Source organism: Vogesella oryzagri, assembly GCF_040148885.1.
In the GTDB taxonomy this organism is placed as follows: domain Bacteria; phylum Pseudomonadota; class Gammaproteobacteria; order Burkholderiales; family Chromobacteriaceae; genus Vogesella; species Vogesella oryzagri.
This window is the reverse complement of sequence record NZ_JBEFLD010000005.1, coordinates 173,822-194,182: the sequence shown is the minus strand read 5'-3', so window position 1 is coordinate 194,182 and position 20,361 is coordinate 173,822. Positions and strand designations below refer to the sequence as shown.

Annotated in this window: 19 protein-coding genes; 17 read left to right on the top strand and 2 right to left on the bottom strand. The window is 63.0% G+C overall.

Annotated features, from left to right (window positions below; genetic code table 11):
* Window positions 1–2 precede the first annotated feature (2 nt).
* The 10 genes from mraY (at window position 3) to lpxC (ending at window position 11,550) form a co-directional block, all read left to right on the top strand.
* Window positions 3–1,085 (top strand): phospho-N-acetylmuramoyl-pentapeptide-transferase, encoded by a 1,083-nt coding sequence (gene mraY, locus ABNW52_RS11080; RefSeq protein ID WP_386107799.1) that lies wholly within the window; start codon window positions 3–5, stop codon window positions 1,083–1,085.
* Window positions 1,086–1,095: 10 nt separating this feature from the next.
* On the top strand, window positions 1,096–2,460 hold the full coding sequence (gene murD / locus ABNW52_RS11075; RefSeq protein ID WP_349587582.1) for a UDP-N-acetylmuramoyl-L-alanine--D-glutamate ligase: 1,365 nt from the start codon (window positions 1,096–1,098) through the stop codon (window positions 2,458–2,460).
* A complete protein-coding gene (gene ftsW, locus ABNW52_RS11070) occupies window positions 2,460–3,620 on the top strand; it encodes a putative lipid II flippase FtsW (protein WP_349587579.1) in 1,161 nt (386 codons plus the stop codon). Before murD ends, ftsW begins: the two co-directional genes overlap by 1 nt.
* 222 nt (window positions 3,621–3,842) lie before the next feature.
* Complete coding sequence (gene murG, locus ABNW52_RS11065; protein WP_349587577.1) at window positions 3,843–4,934, top strand: undecaprenyldiphospho-muramoylpentapeptide beta-N-acetylglucosaminyltransferase; 1,092 nt, start codon at window positions 3,843–3,845, stop codon at window positions 4,932–4,934.
* A 38-nt stretch (window positions 4,935–4,972) separates the two neighbouring features.
* Window positions 4,973–6,367 (top strand): UDP-N-acetylmuramate--L-alanine ligase, encoded by a 1,395-nt coding sequence (murC, locus tag ABNW52_RS11060; RefSeq protein ID WP_349587574.1) that lies wholly within the window; start codon window positions 4,973–4,975, stop codon window positions 6,365–6,367.
* A gap of 51 nt (window positions 6,368–6,418) precedes the next feature.
* On the top strand, window positions 6,419–7,330 hold the full coding sequence (locus tag ABNW52_RS11055) for a D-alanine--D-alanine ligase (protein ID WP_349587571.1): 912 nt from the start codon (window positions 6,419–6,421) through the stop codon (window positions 7,328–7,330).
* The gene (locus tag ABNW52_RS11050) at window positions 7,320–8,048 is read left to right on the top strand and encodes a cell division protein FtsQ/DivIB (RefSeq protein WP_349587568.1); all 729 of its coding nucleotides are present in this window, start codon (window positions 7,320–7,322) and stop codon (window positions 8,046–8,048) included. Before ABNW52_RS11055 ends, ABNW52_RS11050 begins: the two co-directional genes overlap by 11 nt.
* A 14-nt stretch (window positions 8,049–8,062) precedes the next feature.
* Entirely contained in the window at window positions 8,063–9,301 is a 1,239-nt protein-coding gene (ftsA, locus tag ABNW52_RS11045) for a cell division protein FtsA (RefSeq protein WP_449369285.1), read from the top strand.
* A gap of 52 nt (window positions 9,302–9,353) precedes the next feature.
* Window positions 9,354–10,541 carry a cell division protein FtsZ gene (gene ftsZ, locus ABNW52_RS11040; protein ID WP_349587565.1) on the top strand — a complete coding sequence of 396 codons (1,188 nt, stop codon included), beginning with the start codon at window positions 9,354–9,356 and terminating at the stop codon, window positions 10,539–10,541.
* A 97-nt stretch (window positions 10,542–10,638) separates the two neighbouring features.
* Window positions 10,639–11,550, top strand: coding sequence for a UDP-3-O-acyl-N-acetylglucosamine deacetylase (lpxC, locus tag ABNW52_RS11035; RefSeq protein ID WP_349588004.1), 912 nt, complete (start codon window positions 10,639–10,641; stop codon window positions 11,548–11,550).
* A 51-nt stretch (window positions 11,551–11,601) separates the two neighbouring features.
* On the opposite strand, the gene ABNW52_RS11030 is transcribed toward lpxC, so the two are convergent.
* Together ABNW52_RS11030 and ABNW52_RS11025 are read right to left on the bottom strand one after the other, a co-directional pair.
* Window positions 11,602–12,126 carry a CNP1-like family protein gene (locus ABNW52_RS11030; RefSeq protein ID WP_349587562.1) on the bottom strand — a complete coding sequence of 175 codons (525 nt, stop codon included), beginning with the start codon at window positions 12,124–12,126 and terminating at the stop codon, window positions 11,602–11,604.
* Window positions 12,123–12,896 carry an NRDE family protein gene (locus ABNW52_RS11025; protein WP_349587560.1) on the bottom strand — a complete coding sequence of 258 codons (774 nt, stop codon included), beginning with the start codon at window positions 12,894–12,896 and terminating at the stop codon, window positions 12,123–12,125. The genes ABNW52_RS11030 and ABNW52_RS11025 overlap by 4 nt, the downstream gene beginning before the upstream one ends.
* Window positions 12,897–12,969: 73 nt before the next feature.
* Between ABNW52_RS11025 and ABNW52_RS11020 the strand changes: the two genes are divergently transcribed.
* The 7 genes from ABNW52_RS11020 to oppF all read left to right on the top strand — a co-directional run bounded on the left by ABNW52_RS11020 (window position 12,970) and on the right by oppF (window position 20,170).
* Window positions 12,970–13,200 (top strand): sulfurtransferase TusA family protein, encoded by a 231-nt coding sequence (locus ABNW52_RS11020; protein WP_349587557.1) that lies wholly within the window; start codon window positions 12,970–12,972, stop codon window positions 13,198–13,200.
* Window positions 13,201–13,250: 50 nt separating this feature from the next.
* Window positions 13,251–14,282, top strand: a complete 1,032-nt coding sequence (gene pyrC / locus ABNW52_RS11015) for a dihydroorotase (protein ID WP_349587554.1) — start codon at window positions 13,251–13,253, stop codon at window positions 14,280–14,282.
* Window positions 14,283–14,519: 237 nt separating this feature from the next.
* Window positions 14,520–16,124 (top strand): peptide ABC transporter substrate-binding protein, encoded by a 1,605-nt coding sequence (locus ABNW52_RS11010; protein ID WP_349587553.1) that lies wholly within the window; start codon window positions 14,520–14,522, stop codon window positions 16,122–16,124.
* 202 nt (window positions 16,125–16,326) lie between these two features.
* Complete coding sequence (gene oppB, locus ABNW52_RS11005; protein WP_349587550.1) at window positions 16,327–17,247, top strand: oligopeptide ABC transporter permease OppB; 921 nt, start codon at window positions 16,327–16,329, stop codon at window positions 17,245–17,247.
* Window positions 17,248–17,267: 20 nt separating this feature from the next.
* A complete protein-coding gene (locus tag ABNW52_RS11000) occupies window positions 17,268–18,182 on the top strand; it encodes an ABC transporter permease subunit (RefSeq protein ID WP_349587548.1) in 915 nt (304 codons plus the stop codon).
* A 10-nt stretch (window positions 18,183–18,192) separates the two neighbouring features.
* A complete protein-coding gene (locus ABNW52_RS10995) occupies window positions 18,193–19,191 on the top strand; it encodes an oligopeptide/dipeptide ABC transporter ATP-binding protein (RefSeq protein ID WP_349587545.1) in 999 nt (332 codons plus the stop codon).
* The gene (oppF, locus tag ABNW52_RS10990) at window positions 19,184–20,170 is read left to right on the top strand and encodes a murein tripeptide/oligopeptide ABC transporter ATP binding protein OppF (protein ID WP_349587542.1); all 987 of its coding nucleotides are present in this window, start codon (window positions 19,184–19,186) and stop codon (window positions 20,168–20,170) included. The genes ABNW52_RS10995 and oppF overlap by 8 nt, the downstream gene beginning before the upstream one ends.
* Window positions 20,171–20,361: the final 191 nt, after the last annotated feature.

The window sequence follows — 20,361 nt, the reverse complement described above, 5'->3', positions numbered from 1 at the left end:
TGCTGCTACTGCTGGCCGATCTGCTGCGCGAACACATTCGCGCTTTCAATGTACTGAACTACGTCACCCTGCGCGCGGTGATGGCGGCGCTGACCTCGCTGGGCATCTCGCTGTGGATGGGGCCGTGGGTGATCGCCAAGCTCACCGAGCTGAAAGTCGGCCAGGCGGTGCGCAAGGATGGTCCGCAGACGCATCTGGTAAAAACCGGCACCCCCACCATGGGCGGTACGCTGATCCTGCTGGCGATGACGGTGACCACGCTGCTGTGGGCCGACCTGTCCAATCTGTATGTCTGGCTGCTGCTGGCGGTAACGCTGGGCACCGGTGCGCTGGGTTTCTACGATGACTGGCGCAAGGTGGTGTACAAGGACCCGAACGGGGTATCCGCCCGCTTCAAGATGGCGTGGCAATCCACGCTGGCCATCGCTGCCGGCGTGTTTCTGATCACCACTGCCAAGCTGCCGGCATCCACCGAGTTCATCGTGCCGTTCTTCAAGAACATCGTGTATCCGCTGGGCGGCATCGGCTTCTGCGTGCTGACTTATTTCGTGATCGTCGGCACCTCCAACTCGGTGAACCTCACCGACGGTCTGGACGGCCTCGCCGCGCTGCCGGTGGTGCTGGTGGCCGCCGGCCTGTCCATCTTCGCCTACGTCGCCGGCCACGCGGTGTTCTCCAAATACCTGGGCATGCCGTTCGTGCCGGGGGCGCACGAGGTGGTGGTGTTCTGTGCCGCCATCTGCGGCGCCTGCCTCGGCTTCCTGTGGTTCAACGCCTATCCGGCGCAGGTATTCATGGGTGACGTCGGCGCGCTGGCGCTGGGCGCCGCGCTGGGTACCGTGGCGGTGATCGTGCGCCAGGAAATCGTGCTGCTGATCATGGGCGGCCTGTTCGTGATGGAAGCGCTGTCGGTGATGATCCAGGTCGGTTCGTTCAAGCTCACAGGCAAGCGCGTGTTCCGCATGGCGCCGCTGCATCACCACTATGAACTCAAAGGCTGGAAGGAAACCCAGGTGGTGGTGCGCTTCTGGATTGTTACCATGATGCTGGTGCTGGCCGGTCTGGCCACCCTGAAACTGCGTTAAGGACTGCGTGATGCGCTTCGACAACCGCCACATCATCGTTATCGGCCTGGGCGACACCGGTGTCTCCGCCGCGCGCTGGCTGCTGGCGCATGGTGCGCGCGTCACCATCGCCGACAGCCGTGAGCAGCCGGCCAATGCGGCCAACGTGGCCGCCGAGCTGGGGGTGCCGCTGCGCCTGGGCGCGTTCAGCGACGCCACCTTTGCCGACGCCGACATGCTGATGGTCAGCCCGGGGGTCAGCATCCGCACCCCGGCCATCGCCGCCTTCGCCGCCTGTGGCGGCGAGGTGGTGGGCGACGTGGAGCTGTTCTGCCGCGCCATCGCCGGCAACGGCAGCAAGGTGATCGCCATTACCGGTTCCAACGGCAAGAGCACCGTCACCAGCCTGGTCGGCCACCTGTGCCAGAGCGCCGGGCTGGACACCGTGGTGTGCGGCAATATCGGCCTGCCGGTACTGGCTGCGCTGTCCGAGCGCGAGGCCAGCGGCCAGCAGCCGGCTGTGTACGTGATCGAGTTGTCCAGCTTCCAGCTGGACACCACCACCAGCCTGCGTGCCGATGCCGCCACGGTGCTGAACATCTCCGAGGATCACCTCGACCGTTACCACGACCTGCTCGACTACGCGCACAGCAAGACCGCCATCTTCAGCGGCGATGGCGTGCAGGTGCTCAATCGCGACGACATGTTCTGCCGCGCCATGGTGCGTGCCGGTCGCCAGGTACGCTGGTTCTCGCTGCGCGACGATACCGATTACGCATTGCAACAGACGGCTGACCGTTGCCTGCTTACCATCGCCGGCCTGCCGGTTTTCGACAGCGCCGAGATGCAGCTGCAGGGCTTGCACAATGCGGCCAACGCGCTGGCGGCACTGGCGCTGTGCGAGGCCATCGGCATCGACCGCGGGCAACTGCTGCCGGCGCTGAAAACCTTCCGTGGCCTGGCGCACCGGGTGGAATTCGTTGCCGAATTCGGCGGCGTAATGTTCATCGACGACTCCAAGGGCACCAATGTCGGCGCCACCGAAGCGGCACTGAACGGCATGACCCGCAAGGTGGTGCTGATCGCCGGCGGTGACGGCAAGGGCCAGGATTTCGCGCCACTGGCGCCGGCCTGCGCGCGCATCGCCCGCGCCGTGGTGCTGATCGGCCGCGATGCGCCGGCCATCCGCAGCGCACTGGCCGGCTGCGGCGTGCCGCTCTCCAACTGCGCCACGCTGGAAGACGCCACCCGCGCCGCCGCCAAGCTGGCGCAAACCGGTGACGTGGTGTTGCTGTCGCCGGCCTGCGCCAGCCTGGACATGTTCAAGAACTACGCGCACCGCGCCCAGGTGTTCATCGACACCGTGGCGGCGATCCAGGCAGAGGAGCCACGCTGATGGTCAGCCTCGGCCAGCGCTCTACGGTAACCGCCATCACTGCGCTCGACGAAGCGCTGATGTGGGCGATTGCGCTGCTGCTGTCGATCAGCCTGGTGATGGTGTATTCGGCGTCGATTGCTTATGCCGAGGCCGATCCGGCCACCAACAACCGCTACTTCTACCTGTTCCGCCACATGATCTTCATGACCATTGGCCTGGTAGGCGCCTACATCACCTTCCAGGTGCCGACCAGCATCTGGCAGCAGTACGCGGGCAAGTTTTTCCTGCTGGCGGGGTTTCTGCTGGTGCTGGTGCTGATTCCGGGCATCGGCAAGGTGGTGAATGGTTCGCGGCGCTGGATCAACCTGCTGGTGTTGAATCTGCAGCCGTCGGAAGTGATGAAGTTGGCCGCAGCGATCTACGCCGCCGATTACACCGTACGCAAGGCGGCCAAGCTGCATAGCTTCCGCCAGGGCTTCTTGCCGATCCTGGTGGCCATCGTGTTCGTGGCCATGCTGCTGCTGCTGGAGCCGGACTTCGGCGCGCTGATGGTGGTGATGAGCATCACCATGGGCATCGTGTTTTTGGGCGGTATCAATCTGCGCATCTTTGCCGGCCTGGCGGCGATGGCGGTGGTGGCGATTGCGCTGCTGATCATCACCTCGCCGTATCGGCTGAAGCGGGTGCTGGGCTTCCTCGACCCGTGGGACGACCCGTATGGCAAGGGCTATCAGCTCAGCCACTCGCTGATCGCCATCGGCCGTGGCGAGTGGTGGGGCGTGGGGCTGGGCGGCAGCGTGGAGAAGTTGTTCTACCTGCCGGAGGCGCATACCGACTTCATCATGGCGGTGATTTCGGAAGAATTCGGTTTTATCGGCATCTGTGTTGTGCTGGGGCTGTATGCCTGGATCGTGCGCCGCGCTTTCCACATCGGCGTGGAAGCGAAAAAGCTGGAGCGTTACTACCCGGCGCTGGTGGCGCAGGGCATCGGCATCTGGCTGGGCATCCAGACCTTTTTCAACGTCGGCGTGAACATGGGTTTGCTGCCGACCAAGGGGTTGACGCTGCCGCTGATGTCGTTCGGCGGCTCGGCCATGCTGTGCAACCTGGCCTCGCTGGCGGTGCTGTTGCGCGTGGATTTTGAAAACAGGCGCTTGATGCGGGGCTTCAAAGTTTGAAGCACTGCATCGCTCCACAAGGAGCGCGAGCGTAGCGAGTGAGCGCCTGTTTGTCCGAGCGGCGATAGTCGCGAAGGAAAAACCGAAGTTGGGTTTTAAGGTTTAACGCTGTGTCACGGCACAGAAAAGCAGGCAGTCAGTTTTTAAAGATGTAATCCCGCGGCCAACGTTGGCCGCAGGCACCGGAAACAACGGGCAAGGCCCACGGTAGAGAAGACAAAGATGGCAAAGCGTACGGTCATGGTGATGGCAGCAGGCACGGGTGGACACATCGTCCCCGGCATTGCCGTGGCACGCGAACTGCAAGGTCGTGGCTGGGATGTGGTGTGGGTCGGCACCGAGCGCGGCATGGAAAACAAGCTGGTGCCGCCGACCGGTTTTCCGCTGGTGCGGCTGCCGTTCCACGGCGTGCGCGGCAAAGGGCTGTTCGGCTCGCTGAAGGGTGTGCTGCAACTGGGCGTGGCCTTCGTGCAGAGCCTGCAACTGATGTTCCGCCATCGCCCGGACGTGGTGCTGGGCATGGGCGGCTATGTCTGCCTGCCCACCGGCCTCGCCGCCGCATTGCTGTGGAAGCCGCTGGTGATGGTGAATGCCGATGCCGGCCTGCTGCTGAGTAACAAGGCGCTGCTGCCGTTTGCCGACCACCTGGCCTGCGGTTTCGATGGCGATGCCGCCAGGCTGAAGAAGGCGGTGGTCACCGGCAACCCGGTGCGCGCAGAGATCGAGCAGATGACGCCGCCGGCCGAACGTTTTGCCGGCCGTACTGGCCCGCTGCGTGTGCTGGTGGTGGGCGGCAGCCTGGGCGCCCGCGTGCTGAACGACACCCTGCCGCAGGCATTGGCGGCGATGCCGGCCGAGGCGCGGCCGCTGTTGACGCACCAGACCGGCGACAAGAATTTCGAAGCCGTGCAGCAGGCGTATGCCGCTGCCGGACTGAAGGTTGGCCGCGACGTCACGCTGCTGCCCTTCATCGACAATATGGGGGCGCTGCTGGCCGAGTGCGATGTGATCCTGTGCCGTGCCGGCGCGATCACCGTCAGTGAACTGTGCGCCGCCGGCGTGCCCAGCATCCTGGTGCCGCTGGTGGTGTCCACCACCTCGCACCAGCGCGATAACGCGGCGTGGATGGCGGCCAATGGCGCGGCGATTCACCTGCCGCAAAAAGATATGAACCCGCAGCAACTGGCAACCCTGCTGGCGGGTCTTACCCGCCCGCAGCTGCTGCAGATGGCCGCACAGGCGCGCACGCTGGCCAAACCGGCCGCGGCGGCCAAGGTGGCCGATCTGTGCCAGGTGCTGGCGGATAGCGAATAGGACAGGGACCCGACGGGACCCGAGCAAGAGAAGACACAATGAAACATCGAGTCAAACACATTCACTTTGTCGGCATCGGCGGCGTCGGCATGTGCGGCATCGCCGAGGTGCTGCTGAACCTGGGCTACACCGTGTCCGGTTCCGACATGGCCGACAACGCCGCCACCAAGCGGCTGACCGAGCAGGGTGCGCGCATCCACTTCGGTCACGATGCTACCTATATCCAGGGCGCCGACGTGGTGGTGACCTCTACCGCAGTGAAGGCGGACAACCCGGAAGTGATGGAAGCGCAGGCGCGTCACATCCCGGTGATTCCGCGCGCGATGATGCTGGCCGAGCTGATGCGCTTCAAGCAGGGCATCGCCATTGCCGGTACCCACGGCAAGACCACCACCACCAGCCTGACCGCCTCGGTATTGGGTGCGGCCAACCTGGATCCGACCTTCGTGATCGGCGGCAAGCTCACCGCTGCCGGTACCAATGCCCGCCTGGGCAGCGGCGAATATCTGGTGGCCGAGGCCGACGAGTCCGATGCCTCCTTCCTGCACCTGCAGCCGGTGATGGCGGTGATCACCAATATCGACGCCGACCACATGGACACCTACGAGCACAGCTTCGACAAGCTGAAGCAGGCGTTCATCGACTTCGTGCATCGGCTGCCGTTCTACGGCCGCGCGGTGCTGTGTGTGGACGACGAGCATGTGCGCAGCATCGTGCCGGCGCTGAAAAAGCCGGTCACCACCTACGGCCTGGACGACAGCGCCGACATCTACGCCGAGAACGTGGTGGCCGACGCCGGCCGCATGCACTTCGACGTGGTGGTGAAAGGCGAGGGGCTGCGCTTCCCGCTGACGCTGAACATGCCGGGCCGCCACAACGTGCTGAACGCGCTGGCCGCCACCGCCATCGGTCTGGAATGCGGTGCCGATGTGGCCGCCATCCAGCAAGGGCTGGCCGAGTTTGCCGGCGTCGGCCGCCGCTTCCAGCGCTATGGCGAACTGCCGGCCAAGGATGGCGGCAGCTACACCCTGATCGACGATTACGGTCACCACCCGGTGGAAATGGCCGCCACGCTGGCCGCGGTACGCGGTGCTTTCCCGGAAAAGCGCCTGGTGCTGGCGTTCCAGCCGCACCGCTACAGCCGCACCCGCGACCTGTTCGAAGATTTCGTCAAGGTGCTGTCCACCGTGGATGCGCTGCTGCTGGCCGAGGTGTATGCCGCCGGCGAGGCGCCGATCGTGGCCGCCGACGGCCGCGCACTGGCGCGCGCGGTGCGCGTGGGCGGCAAGGTGGAACCGCTGTTTGTCGAGCAGATCGCCGACATGCAACAGACCATCAGCGACATGGCGCGCGATGGCGACGTGGTGATCACCATGGGCGCCGGTTCCATCGGCGGCATTCCGGCCAAGCTGGTGGCCGCCGCCAAGGCCTGACACAGACACAAGGTTGGCCGCATGCGCTACATGCGGCAGCAAGGAAGCAAGATGAAGCAGTTTGGCAAAGTGGCAGTAGTGATGGGCGGCAGCTCGGCAGAGCGCGAAGTGTCGCTGATGAGTGGCGGCGGCGTGCTGGCGGCGCTGCAAAGCCAGGGCGTGGATGCGCATGCCTTCGATCCGGCGGAAAAACCGCTGGCAGCGCTGCAGGAAGAGGGCTTTGCCCGCGTGTTCAACATCCTGCATGGCCCGTTCGGCGAGGACGGCACGCTGCAGGGTGCACTGGAAGCAATGGGCATGCCGTACACCGGTTGCGGCGTGCTGGCCTCGGCCATCTGCATGGACAAGTGGCGTACCAAGCTGCTGTGGAAGGGCGCCAGCCTGCCGATTCCGGCTTTCGAGCTGCTGACTGACGACAGTGACTTTGCCGCTATCGAAGCCGAGCTGGGGCTGCCGATTTTTGTCAAACCGTCCACCGAAGGCTCCAGCATCGGTGTCACCAAGGTGAAGAATCCGGGTGAGCTGAAGGCCGCCTACCAGGAAGCGCGCCAGTACGACAGCATCGTGATTGCCGAGCAGTTCATCGGCGGCGGCGAGTACACCTGTGCGGTGATCGACGACAAGGCCTACCCGACCATCAAGATCGAGCCGGCCACCGAGTTCTACGACTACCAGGCCAAGTATTTCCGCGACGACACCGTGTACCGCTGCCCGTCCGGGCTGGCGCCGGAAGTGGAGCAGCGCGCGCGCGAGCTGGCGCTGCAGGCGTTCCGCGTGCTGGGTTGCCGTGGCTGGGCGCGGGTGGATTTCCTGATGGACGAGCAGGGCGGTATTTACCTGCTGGAAGTGAACACCAACCCGGGGATGACCAGCCACAGCCTGGTGCCGATGGCGGCGCGGGCAGAAGGTCTGTCGTACGAAGACCTGTGCGTAAAGGTGCTGGCTGCGGCTCATGTGGGATAACCATGCAGTACTGCGGGCAGTGGCCAACCTGCTGCTGACCGCGTCGTTATTGATGTTGCTGTATGCCGGGGGCTTCTGGCTGACACATGCGCCGCTGTTTCCGGTGAAGCGGATCCACATCAGTGGAGAAGTGAACAAGGTGACGCCGGTGCAGTTGAAGTACATCGCGCAGAACGAGCTAACCGGCACGTTCTTCACGCTGGACATCGACAAGACCCGCGGTGCGTTCGAAAAGCTGCCATGGGTGCGCCAGGTGCAGGTACGGCGCACCTGGCCGGACCGGCTGGACATTGCGGTCAGCGAGCATGTGGCGCTGGCACGCTGGGGCGATTCGGGGCTGATCAGCACCGAGGGGCGCTGGTTCGATGCCGCCAGCGACCAGCCGTTGCCGGTGCTGTTCGGTCCGGCGGCGACAGAGAAGGAAATGGTGAAGATGCTGCAGGCCGCAAGGCAGCAGCTGATGCCGGTACGCCTGCAGCCGGCCCGACTGTGGTTGTCGGAGCGCGAGGCGTGGCGGATGGAACTGGATAACGGGATCACGCTGGAACTGGGGCGTGGCGCGGTGATGGAGCGGCTGGCGCGCTTTGCGCTGCACTGGCCGCGCAGCCTGGCCACGCTGCCCTACCACATCACGTATGTGGATTTGCGTTACCCCAACGGATTCGCCGTGCGGATGCCTGATTACAAGGCGCCGGCGGTGGCAGGAAAGAAGCTTTGAGCTTGGAGCGACAGGTGAGCAAACCTAAGGAAAGCAAGAACATGCTGGTCGGCCTGGATATCGGCACGTCCAAGATCGTAGCGATCGTGGCGGAAGTGCTGGAAGAAGGTCAGATCAATATCGTCGGCATGGGCCAGGTGCCTTCGCGCGGCCTGAAACGCGGCATGGTGGTGAATATCGAATCCACCGTGCAGGCGATCCAGCGCGCGCTGGAAGAGGCCGAGCTGATGGCTGACTGCAAGATCAACGAGGTGTTTACCGGCATCGCCGGCAGCCATATCAAGAGCGTGAACTCGCACGGCATGGTGGCGATCAAGGATCGCGAAGTCACCCAGATGGATATCGACCGCGTGATCGAGACCGCGCGTGCAGTGTCGATTCCGCCGGACCACCAGGTGCTGCACATCCTGACCCAGGAGTACAGCATCGACGGCCAGGAAGGCGTGCGCGAACCGCTGGGCATGAGCGGCGTGCGGCTGGAGGCCAAGGTGCACATCGTCACCGGCGCGGTGTCCGCCGCGCAGAACGTGGCCAAATGCGTGCGCCGCTGCGGGCTGGAAGTGTCCGACCTGGTGCTGCAGCCGATGGCTTCGGCCAACGCGGTGCTGTCGGAGGATGAGCGTGAGCTGGGGGTGTGCCTGATCGACATCGGTGGCGGGACTACCGATATCGCGGTGTACGCCAACGGCGCCATCCGCCATACCGCGGTGATTCCGATTGCTGGCGACCAGATCACCAACGATATCGCCATGGCGCTGCGCACCCCGACCAAGGAAGCCGAGGACATCAAGATCCAGCATGGCGTGTCGCTGGTGGGCCTGGCCGATCCGTCGCAGATGATCGAGGTGCCGGGGGTGGGCGAACGCGGCCCGCGCCAGATGTCGCGCGCCACCCTGGCCGAAGTGATCGAGCCGCGGGTGGAAGAGTTGTTCCAGCTGGTGCAGCAGGAGCTGCGCCGCAGCGGCTTCGAGGAAGTGCTGTCCTCGGGCATGGTCTTGACCGGTGGTGCCAGCCTGATGCCGGGCATGGTGGAGCTGGCCGAAGAAGTGTTTCACATGCCGGTGCGCATCGGCGTACCGAAGTATGTGGGTGGCCTGTCGGAAGTGGTGAAGAACCCGCGCTTCTCGACCGGCGTGGGCTTGCTGCTGTACGGCAAGGACCAGATGCAGCCTCGTATCGGCCACAAGTCTGATGGCGCCGGTGTGGGGCAGATGTTCCAGAAGATGAAGGCGTGGTTCGCCGGCAACTTCTAAGCAGGTAAGCGATTCGTCCGTCAACAGCTCATCTTTTTACAGGAGAGGAAAAATGAGCGGCATGGTATTCGAAGTAATGCAAGAAACTGCCAATGCGGCAGTGATCAAGGTGATCGGTGTGGGCGGTGGCGGCTGCAACGCCATCGACAACATGATCGACAGCAAAGTGGCTGGTGTGGAATTCATCTGCGCCAACACCGATGCACAGGCCCTGCAACGCAACAAGGCGGGCCTGAAACTGCAACTGGGCAACAACCTGACCCGTGGCCTTGGCGCTGGCGCCAACCCGGAGGTTGGCCGCAGTGCGGCACTGGAAGACCGTGAGCGCATCGCCGAGATGCTGCGCGGCGCCAACATGGTGTTCGTCACCGCTGGCATGGGTGGTGGTACCGGTACCGGCGCCGCACCGGTGGTAGCGGAAGTGGCCAAGGAGCTGGGCATCCTCACCGTAGGCGTGGTGACCCGTCCGTTCGAGCACGAAGGCCGCCGTCTGCGCGTGGCCGGCGACGGCATCGACCTGCTGAAAAAGCATGTCGATTCGCTGATTGTGATCCCGAACGAAAAACTGATGGCGGTGCTGGGTGAAGACGTCACCATGCGCGAAGCGTTCCGCGCCGCCGACGACGTGCTCAAAGGCGCCGTGGCCGGGATCTCGGAAGTGATTACCTGCCCGGGTCTGATCAACGTCGACTTTGCCGACGTGCGCGCGGTGATGGGTGAAATGGGTCTGGCGATGATGGGCTCCGCCTACGCCTCCGGCATCGACCGTGCCCGTGTGGCCGCCGAGCAGGCCGTGGCCAGCCCGCTGCTGGACAACATCACGCTGGAAGGTGCGCGTGGCGTGCTGGTGAACATCTCTACCGCGCCGGGCTGCCTGAAGATGAGCGAATACCGCGAGATCATGAGCATCATCCGTCAGTACGCCGACGAAGATGCGCAGGTGAAGTTCGGTACCGCCGAAGTGGACGACATGCCGGAGGACACCATCCGCGTGACGCTGATCGCCACCGGCCTGGGCCAGAAGCCGCAGTCCGGCCGCACCGAGCGCCCGGATTACATCAAGGTGCTGAAGACCGGTACCGACAATGTCGCTATGGAAGTGAACTTCGCCGATCTGGAAACCCCGGCGGTGATTCGTGGTGGCCGTGGCCGTCGCGCACCGTTGTCGGCGGACTTTTCCGATCCGGAAGTAAGCGAGTCTTACGACATTCCGGCGTTCTTGCGCAAACAGGCAGATTGATAGTTCCTGCTTATTGAGTGTGGCCGATGAATCAATCGGGGCGTGAAAAGCCCTGTGATAAAATTGCCGCAATCAATCCGTCAGGGACGCATTCATGATCCTGCAGCGCACGCTGAAACAGACGATCAGCGCTACCGGCGTTGGCCTGCATTCCGGCGAGCGGGTGAAACTCACCCTGCACCCGGCTGCGCCCGACACCGGCATCGTCTTTCGCCGCACCGACCTGCCCGCGCCGGTCGAGGTGGCGGCACAACCGTCGCTCGTGAACGACACGCGCCTCTCCTCGACGCTGGTGACAGACACCGGCGTGCGTGTCGGCACGATCGAGCATCTGATGTCCGCTTTTGCAGGGCTGGGCATCGATAACGTGGTTGTCGATGTAACGGCGGCAGAGATTCCCATCATGGATGGCTCTGCCGCACCGTTCATCTTTCTGTTGCAGACGGCTGGCATCGAGGAACAGGCCAGACCGAAGAAATTCATCCGGGTGAAACAGCCGGTGGAAGTGGTGGAAGGTGACAAGTGGGTGAAGCTCATGCCGCACGAGGGCTTCAGCGTGGAGCTGTCGATCGAATTCAACCACCCGGCATTCAACCGCGCACCGCAGACGGTGCACATCGATTTCGCCACCCGCTCGTATATCGACGAGATCAGCCGGGCGCGCACCTTCGGCTTCATGCACGAGGTGGAATACATGCGCCAGCATGGGCTAGGCCGCGGCGGCAACCTCAATAACGCCATCGTGATCGACGACGAATACGTGTTGAATCCGGAAGGGCTGCGCTTTCCGGACGAGTTTGTGCGTCACAAGATTTTGGATGCCATCGGCGATCTGTACATCGTCGGCCATCCGCTGATTGCCGCCTTCAGCGGTCACAAGTCCGGCCATGCGCTCAACAACAAGCTGCTGCGCGTGCTGTTGGATAGGCCGGATGCCTGGGAGTTCGTATCCTTTTCGCAGCCGGAGGAAGTGCCGTCCAGCTTCCACCGCTTGCCAGAAGTGCGCTGAGCATAGTTGGCCACAAGAAAAAAGCCGCGAAGATGTTCGCGGCTTTTTTGTTTAATGCTTCTTGCTGGCGCGCTGTAGGTTTGCTGTCAGATCGTTGTCAGATAGTGGCATCCAGCCATCTGGACACATGGCGGCGATCAACTCACGGCGCAGCATGTCCAGGCCGTCAAGTTTGCGCCATTGCGGATTCTGCGATTCGATCCAGCGCTGATTCACCAGGTCAGCAAAGGCGTAGCTGCGATAGCTGCGCTGGCTGCAGTGCAACCCTTCCCGGCTGATGTTGTCGATGCCGCTTTTACTGAGTTGACGCAAGGTCAGGCGGATAACCTGGTCTTCGCCACGTTGCAGGTCGTTTAGATTGACGAAGATTGCAGGGCGCACGGTGACTGGCATATCCAGTTGCAGCCATTCGGGCTTGCTTGGATAAGCGGCCAATGCCTGCGGAACCTCGACCCATGCTTTTTCATCTTGTCCAACATATGGGTTGGGCTTGCGTTCATAAATGCGCTGGGTATTAAGGGCAAAGCTCTGGGCCGCGATGAGCGATAGCAGGGCAGACAGCAAAACGTGTTTCAAGTGGTTCTCCTGGGGAGGCCGACGGTTAACTGGTAACGGCGGCGGCCATTTTCACGGCCACCCATGCCCCAGCTGATTTCGGAAAAGCCGACTTCGCCACGGGCGTTGACGGTCAGCAGGGAAGAGGCACGCGTACCATAGTCACGGCCTACGATGAAAATGGGTGACAGCATTTTTTCCAGTGCCAGACCCACGCCGGTATTGGGGAGTTCTGCCACGTCGGCCGCCGTGCTGTCGCTGAGCCACGGCAGGATCTCCGCTTCTTGCGGCGGGCGGCGCAGGCTGGTCAGACGTTCGCGCAGACGCTTGCTCTTGAACCATGGCGTGTCCATGTCGGCGTTGGCCAGCACATGGATGCCGGGGCTGACGCGGTTCAGCATGCCGTTGCGACTGTTGAAGTGCAGCAGATCGTTGCTGGGGCCAAACAGCAGGTTGAACGGGGCAAACTCGTGGCGCTGCTCGCGCAGCCAGGCGGCAAACGCCAGCGGTTCCTCGTCGCCGGTGACGAAGCGCTGCACTAGTTCACCACGCGAGCGCGCGCCGACTTGTGGGCGGCCATCGCGGATATGGGTGACCGCGGCCAACCTGCCGCGCGTGTCGATGGCCAGCCAGCTGCCGCCAGCCTGCAGGTCGCGGCCGCCCAGGGTTTGCGGCGCATCGTGCCAGAAGTCCAGCGCGGCGCTGGGGCGGTGGTAATACTCGTCACGATTGGCGAGCAGCACCAGCGGGCCGAGGGCCGGCGTCTTGTAAGCCAGGGCAATCACGCACATGGTTGGGGTTTTGGCTCCAAGCTCATTTAAAATGGTCGGTTTATTGTAGCGACTAAGCGTGCAGGGAGCGACTATGCAGCCAGATCAACAGCTGGACCTTTCCGGTCTGAATTGCCCACTACCGATTTTGCGCTCGAAAAAAGCGCTGGCCACCATGGACAGCGGCCAGGTGCTATCGGTGCTGGCCACCGATCCAGGCGCACCCAAGGATTTCGAGGCCTTCTGCCGCCAGACCGGCAACACGCTGCTGGAATCGTCCGTTACTGCCGAAGGCAAGTTTCTGCTCGTCGTCCGCCGCAAATAGCGTCTGCGGCCAACGTTTACCGAATTGTGCGATTACCCGAAAGGCCAACCATGAAACTGACCATTACCCGCCCGGATGACTGGCACCTGCACCTGCGCGACGGCATCGCCATGCAGGCGGTGCTGCCGGATACCTGCCGCCAGATGGGGCGCGCCATCGTGATGCCCAATCTCAAGCCGCCGGTCACCACCGTGGCCGCCGCCGCCGCCTACCGCGAGCGCATCCTGGCGGCGCGTCCGGCCGGCAGCAACTTCGAACCGCTGATGACGCTGTACCTGACCGAAACCACCACGGCGGAAGAAGTGCGCAAGGCCAAGGCGTCCGGCTTCGTACACGGCATCAAGCTGTACCCGGCCGGCGCCACCACCAACTCCGATGCCGGCGTGCGCGATGTGGGCAACGCGATGGCGGCGTTGGAGGCAATGGCCGAAGTCGGCATGCCGCTGCTGGTGCACGGCGAAGTCACCGATCCGAACGTGGACGTGTTCGACCGTGAGGCGGTGTTCATCGACACCGTGTTCGAGCCGCTGATGAAGCGCCTGCCGCAATTGCGCGTGGTGTTCGAGCACATCACCACGCAACAGGCGGCGGAGTACGTTGCCGGCGCGGCGGCCAACGTTGCCGCCACCATCACCGCGCACCATCTGCTGATGAACCGCAATGCGCTGTTCAGCGGCGGCATCCGTCCGCACCACTACTGCCTGCCGGTGCTCAAGCGCGAACTGCACCGCGAGGCGCTGCTCAAGGCGGCGACCAGCGGCAGCGACAAGTTCTTCCTCGGCACCGATAGCGCACCGCACGCGCGCCACACCAAGGAGGCCGCTTGTGGCTGTGCCGGTATGTACACCGCCAATGCTGCCATCGAGCTGTATGCCGAGGCCTTCGAGCAGGCCGGGGCGCTGGACAAGCTGGAGGCCTTTGCCAGCTTTAACGGCCCGGCATTTTATGGTTTGCCACGCAATGCCGACACCATCACTTTGGTGAAGGAAAGCTGGCAAGTGCCGGCGCTACTGACCTATGGTGAAGAAGAACTGGTGCCGCTGCGCGCCGGCGAGCATGTGCATTGGCGATGCCAGCCATGAGTCTTTTTCATGGCTCGGCATAAAAATGGCGTTTCTACCACAATTCAATGAAGGAAATGCCACGTATTGATGCGGCTGTGGCGTGGAAAGCGCGTTTTGGCTCTTGTGACAGCTATGTCTGCTGTGCATAATGGCCTCGCCTTTGTGTACTGTATCCACACAGTTTGTTTTTCAGAACGACCTGCGGCTTGCAGGTCGTTTCTTGTTCAAGGAGAGCAGGAGAAGATGAAAAAAACCATGACATTCAGCGCTGTTGCCGCATCCGTTGCCCTGGCCCTGGCCGCTCCGGTTACCTTGGCCGCCAAGGTACCGGCAGGTGTGCAGCTGGCCGCCAAGCAAGAACTGGTGCGTAACAATGGTTCCGAAGCGGAATCGCTCGACCCGGCTCTGGCCGAGTCCGTTGGCGCCAACAACATTGCCCGCGACCTGTTCGAAGGTCTGACTGCAACCGACGCCGACGGCAAGGTTGTACCGGGCGTGGCCGAGTCCTGGAAACAGACCGACCCGACTACCTGGGTATTCAAGCTGCGCAAGAATGCCAAGTGGTCCGACGGTACCGGCGTGACTGCAGACGACTTCGTCTACGGTATCCGTCGCTTCCTGGATCCGAAAACCGCTTCCCCGTACGCCACCACCTACGGCATTTTCCTGATCAATGGCCAGGAAGCCGCCGAAGGCAAGAAGCCGCTGACTGACGTGGGCGTGAAGGCGCTGGACAAGTACACCCTGGAAATCAAAACCCCGTATCCGGTAGCGTTCATGCCGGAACTGGTATCCAACACCCAGCTGGGCCCGGCGCCGAAGCAGGCGATCGAGAAGTTCGGCAAGGACTGGACCAAGCCGGGCAAGTTTGTCGGCAACGGTGCCTTCGTACTGAAAGACTGGATGGTGAACAGCAAGCTGATCATCGAGAAAAGCGCCAACTACTGGGACAAGGGCAACGTACAGTTGACCAAGGTTACCTACCTGCCGATCGAAGACGGTTTTGCTGACGTGAAACTGTTCCAGTCCGGCGAAAACGACTGGGTATACCAGCTGCCCCCGGGCACCTACGAGAAGTACAAGGCCGAGCTGCCGAAAGACATCCGTAACGCCCCAATGCTGGGCCTGCGTTACTACGGTCTGAATGCCAAAGACCCGATGATGAAGGACATCCGCGTGCGCAAGGCACTGTCGATGGTCATCGACCGCGACATCCTGTCCTCCAAGATCACCGCCGACGGCCAGGTACCGGCTTACAGCGTGGTGGTGCGTGGCACTGCCGGCGCCGACGTGACCAGCTACGACTGGGCGAAATGGCCGATGGCACAGCGCGTGGCCGAAGCCAAGAAGCTGCTGGCCGCTGCCGGTGTACAGCCGGGCGCCAAGATCAAGTTCACCTACAACACCAGTGAATACCACAAGAAGATGGCGATCTTCGCCGCTTCCGAGTGGAAGTCCAAGCTCGGCCTGAACACCGACATGGAAAACATGGAGTTCAAGGTGCTGCTGAAGAAGCGTCATGACGGCGACTATCAGATTGCCCGTAACGGCTGGGTAGCCGACTACAACGACGCCACCACCTTCCTGGCGCTGGTGCAGTGCGGCAACGACCAGAACGACAACGGCAACTGCAACCCGAAGGCAGAAGAACTGATCAAGCAGGGTAACCAGAGCAAGGACGCGGCCAAGCGCAAGCAGCTGCTGACCCAGGCTACCAAGATGATCATGGACGACTACCCGATGATCCCGCTGCTGCAGTACACCGTACCGCGTCTGGTGAAGTCCTACGTTGGTGGCTACTCCACCAAGAACCCGATGGACCGCTACCGCAACAAGGACCTGTACATCATCAAGCACTAAGTGCCTGATGGTAGACGGGGAGGCGGTGCCTCCCCGTTGTCCAAGGCCGGGGCCCGTATCGCGGGTGCCCGGCTTATAGTTGTTACCAGTGCTGTCGGCGTGTCTGGTACCGGCTGCCCCCACAAGGGGCAGGCGGGTGCAGGGTTTCCTGCTGCACTCTACCGACCGGGCACTCTCCCTCCCGACTTGGAGTATTTCCCCTATGTGGTCTTACGCTTTTCGCCGCGTATTGATGACGATTCCCACACTGCTGCTCGTCATCACCGTCTGTTACCTGATGCTGCACGCTACCCCCGGCGGTCCGTTCGATAGCGAACGCAAGATTTCCGCTGCGGTGCTGGCCAACCTGCAGGCCAAATACCATCTGGACCTGCCGCTGTGGCAACAATACCTTTATTACCTGAAGAGCCTGCTGCAGGGTGACCTGGGCGCCTCTTTCCGCTACGCCGACTGGAGCGTGAACGACCTGGTGGCCAATGCGCTGCCGGTATCGCTGGCCATCGGCGGCGGCTCGCTGCTGCTGTCGGTATTCATCGGCGTCGGCCTCGGCATCATTGCCGCGCTGCGCCAGAACAGCATGGTCGATTACCTGGTGATGCTGGTCGGCAACCTGGGCAGCGCCTTCCCGTCCTTCATCATCGGCCCGGTGCTGATCATGATCTTCGCCATCTGGTTCCCGCTGCTGCCGGCCGGCGGCTGGAACGACTATCAGCTCGCCTACATGGTGCTGCCGATGGCGCTGCTTACCTTCATCAACGTGTCCACCATTGGCCGCGTGATGCGCGGCAGCCTGATCGAGGTGATGAACTCCAACTTCATCCGCACCGCCAAGGCCAAGGGCCTGCCGATGCGCACCATCGTGTTCCGCCACTCGCTCAAGCCGGCACTGATGCCGGTGGTGTCGGTGCTGGGGCCGCTGGCCATTTCGTCGATTACCTCTGCGGTGGTGACCGAGTCGGTGTTCTCGCTGCCGGGGCTGGGCAAGCTGATTGTCAACGGCGCCTCCAACCGTGACTACACCCTGGTGCTGGGGCTGGTGGTACTGGTTACCGTGGTGGCCGTGGTACTCAACCTGCTGGTCGATCTGGCGTATGCGCTGCTTGACCCGAAAATCCGCTACTGAGCGTCGCAAGGAAACCGAACATGTTGAGAAGTAAACAGAAAGCCGCGGCCGAGGCCATTGCGGCCAACGTTGGCGCGGTGGCGGTCGATGGCCGCAGCCCGTGGCGCGACGCGCGCGAGCGCTTTTTCCGCAACAAGGCCGCCGTGCTCAGCCTGGTGATCCTCACCCTGATTACCCTGGCCTGTGTATTTGGCCCGATGCTGCTGCAGCATAGCTACGAAGACACCGACTGGGAGGCGATGAGCCTGGCGCCCACTCTGCTCAACGGCCACTACTTCGGCACCGACGAGCTGGGGCGCGACCTGCTGGTGCGCTGCCTGATCGGCGGCCGCATCTCGCTGATGGTCGGGCTGATGGCCACCATCGCCTCGGTGACCATCGGCATCGTGTGGGGCGCCACCGCCGGCTTCCTCGGCGGCAAGGTGGATACCGTGATGATGCGTATCGTCGACATGATGTACGCGGTGCCCTACCTGCTGATCGCCATCCTGATGGTGACCCTGCTCGGCCGCGAGTTCTACCTGGTGGTGCTGACCATCACCGTGTTCTCGTGGATGGACATGGCGCGGGTGGTGCGCGGCCAGACGCTGTCGATCAAGTCCAAGGAATACATCGAGGCCGCCCGCGCCATCGGTGTTTCCACCAGCAGCATCATCTTCCGCCACGTGGTGCCGAACCTGTTGGGCATCGTGGTGATCTATACCACTGTGACCGTGCCGGGCGTGATCCTGACCGAGTCGGTGCTGTCCTTCCTCGGCCTGGGCGTGCAAGAGCCGATGACCAGCTGGGGCGTGCTGATCGAAGACGGCACCGGCGTGATGGAGACCACCCCGTGGATCCTGCTGTTCCCGGCGGCGATGCTGTCCATCACCCTGTACTGCGCCAACTATATCGGCGACGGCATGCGCGACGCGCTGGACCCGAAGGATCGTTGAGGAACACACCATGAGCCTGTTGCAAGTGAAAAACCTGGGGGTACAGTTCCAGACCCCCGATGGCTATGTGTATGCCGTCAACGGAGTGAACTTCGAGCTGGAAAAAGGGCAGACCCTGGGTATCGTCGGCGAGTCCGGCTCCGGCAAGAGCCAGAGCGTGCTGGCGATGATGGGGTTGCTGGCCAAGAACGGCAAGGCTAGCGGCGAGGCGCTGTACAACGGCCAGAACCTGCTGGCCATGAGCCCGAAACAGCTCAATGCCATCCGCGGCGACCGCGTGTCGATGATCTTCCAGGATCCGATGACTTCGCTGAACCCCTACCTGACGGTAGAGCGCCAGATGACCGAGGTGCTGCAGCTGCACAAGAACATGACCCGGCGCGAAGCCAAGAAGCGCGCCATCGAGCTGTTGGAAGCGGTGCGCATTCCGGAAGCGGCACGCCGTATCGACATGTACCCGCACGAGTTTTCCGGCGGCATGCGCCAGCGCGTGATGATCGCCATGGCGCTGCTGTGCGAGCCGGAAGTGCTGATCGCCGACGAACCGACCACCGCGCTGGACGTCACTGTGCAGGCGCAGATTCTCAGCCTGCTGAAGGATCTGCAGCGCGATTTCGGCACCGCCATCGTGATGATTACCCACGACCTGGGCGTGGTTGCCGGTCTGTGCGAAAAAGTGATGGTGATGTACGGCGGCCGGGTGATGGAGTATGGCAAGTCCGACGACCTGTTCTACCGCCCGACGCACCCGTACACCATCGGCCTGTTGGGCGCGCTGCCGCGGCTGGACCACGACGGCGACACCCTGGTGAGCATCCCGGGCAACCCGCCGAACATGGCGCACATGCCCAAGGGCTGTCCGTTCTCCGAGCGCTGCGCCCATGCCACCGCGCATTGCGTGGAAGTGCTGCCGGCGCTGGAAGCCGCAGGTAACCAAACATCCGTGCTGCGTGCCTGTCACAAGCCGGTCGCTGAACTGCAGATCATCAAGGAGAAGGCGCATGTCTGAACGCCAGCCCATCCTGTCGGTCCGCGACGTCAAGGTGCACTTCCAGGTGAAGAGCAACAATGCCTGGCCGTGGACTCCGAAGAAAACCCTGAAGGCAGTCGATGGCGTCAGCTTTGACCTGTATGCCGGTGAAACCCTGGGCGTGGTCGGCGAGTCCGGCTGCGGCAAATCCACCCTGGCGCGCGCCATTCTCAATCTGCACCCGGCCAAGTCCGGTGAAATCGTGTGGATGGGCAAGGACCTGCGCCAAGGCACGGATAAAGACTGGCTGGCGGTGCGCAAGGACATCCAGATGATCTTCCAGGATCCGCTGGCGTCGCTGAACCCGCGCATGAACATCGGCCAGATCATCGGCGAGCCGCTGCGCGTGCACCGGCCGGAACTGTCCGGCGCCGAGGTGGACAAGCGCGTGCGCGCGATGATGGCCAAGGTCGGCCTGCGCGAGCAGATGATCAACCGCTACCCGCACGAGTTCTCCGGCGGCCAGTGCCAGCGTATCGGCATCGCCCGCGCGCTGATCCTGGAACCGAAGCTGATCATCTGCGACGAGCCGGTGTCGGCGCTGGATGTGTCGATCCAGGCGCAGATCATCAACCTGCTGAAGGAACTGCAGCGCGAGATGGGGCTGGCGCTGATCTTCATCGCCCACGACCTGGCCGTGGTGAAGCACATCTCCGATCGCATCCTGGTGATGTACCTCGGCCGCGAGATGGAGCTGGCGGAGAAGCACGCGCTGTACGACGCGCCCAGCCATCCGTACACCCGCGCACTGCTGTCGGCGATTCCGATCCCGGATCCGAAGCTGGAAAAGAACAAGCAGATCCAGATCCTGCAGGGCGATCTGCCCAGCCCGATCAACCCGCCGTCCGGCTGCGTGTTCCGCACCCGCTGTCCGCTGGCGCAGGAGCGTTGCAGCAAGGAAGAGATCGTGCTGCACGCGGTGAGCGACAAGTCGCAATCGTCCTGCCTGCTGGTGTGATTGTCCGCAGACAAAGGTTGGCCGCACGGCCGGCTGACACAAAAAACCCCGCCACGGCGGGGTTTTTTCATGGCATTGGCAGGGCGCGGCCGAGCCGGCGAATCAGGGGTGCGTTACGGGCATCATGCGCGACTTGGGTGTCGGGCCGCGCAAGCCGCACAGCTCAGGCCCGGGTACGGACAGACCCCAGC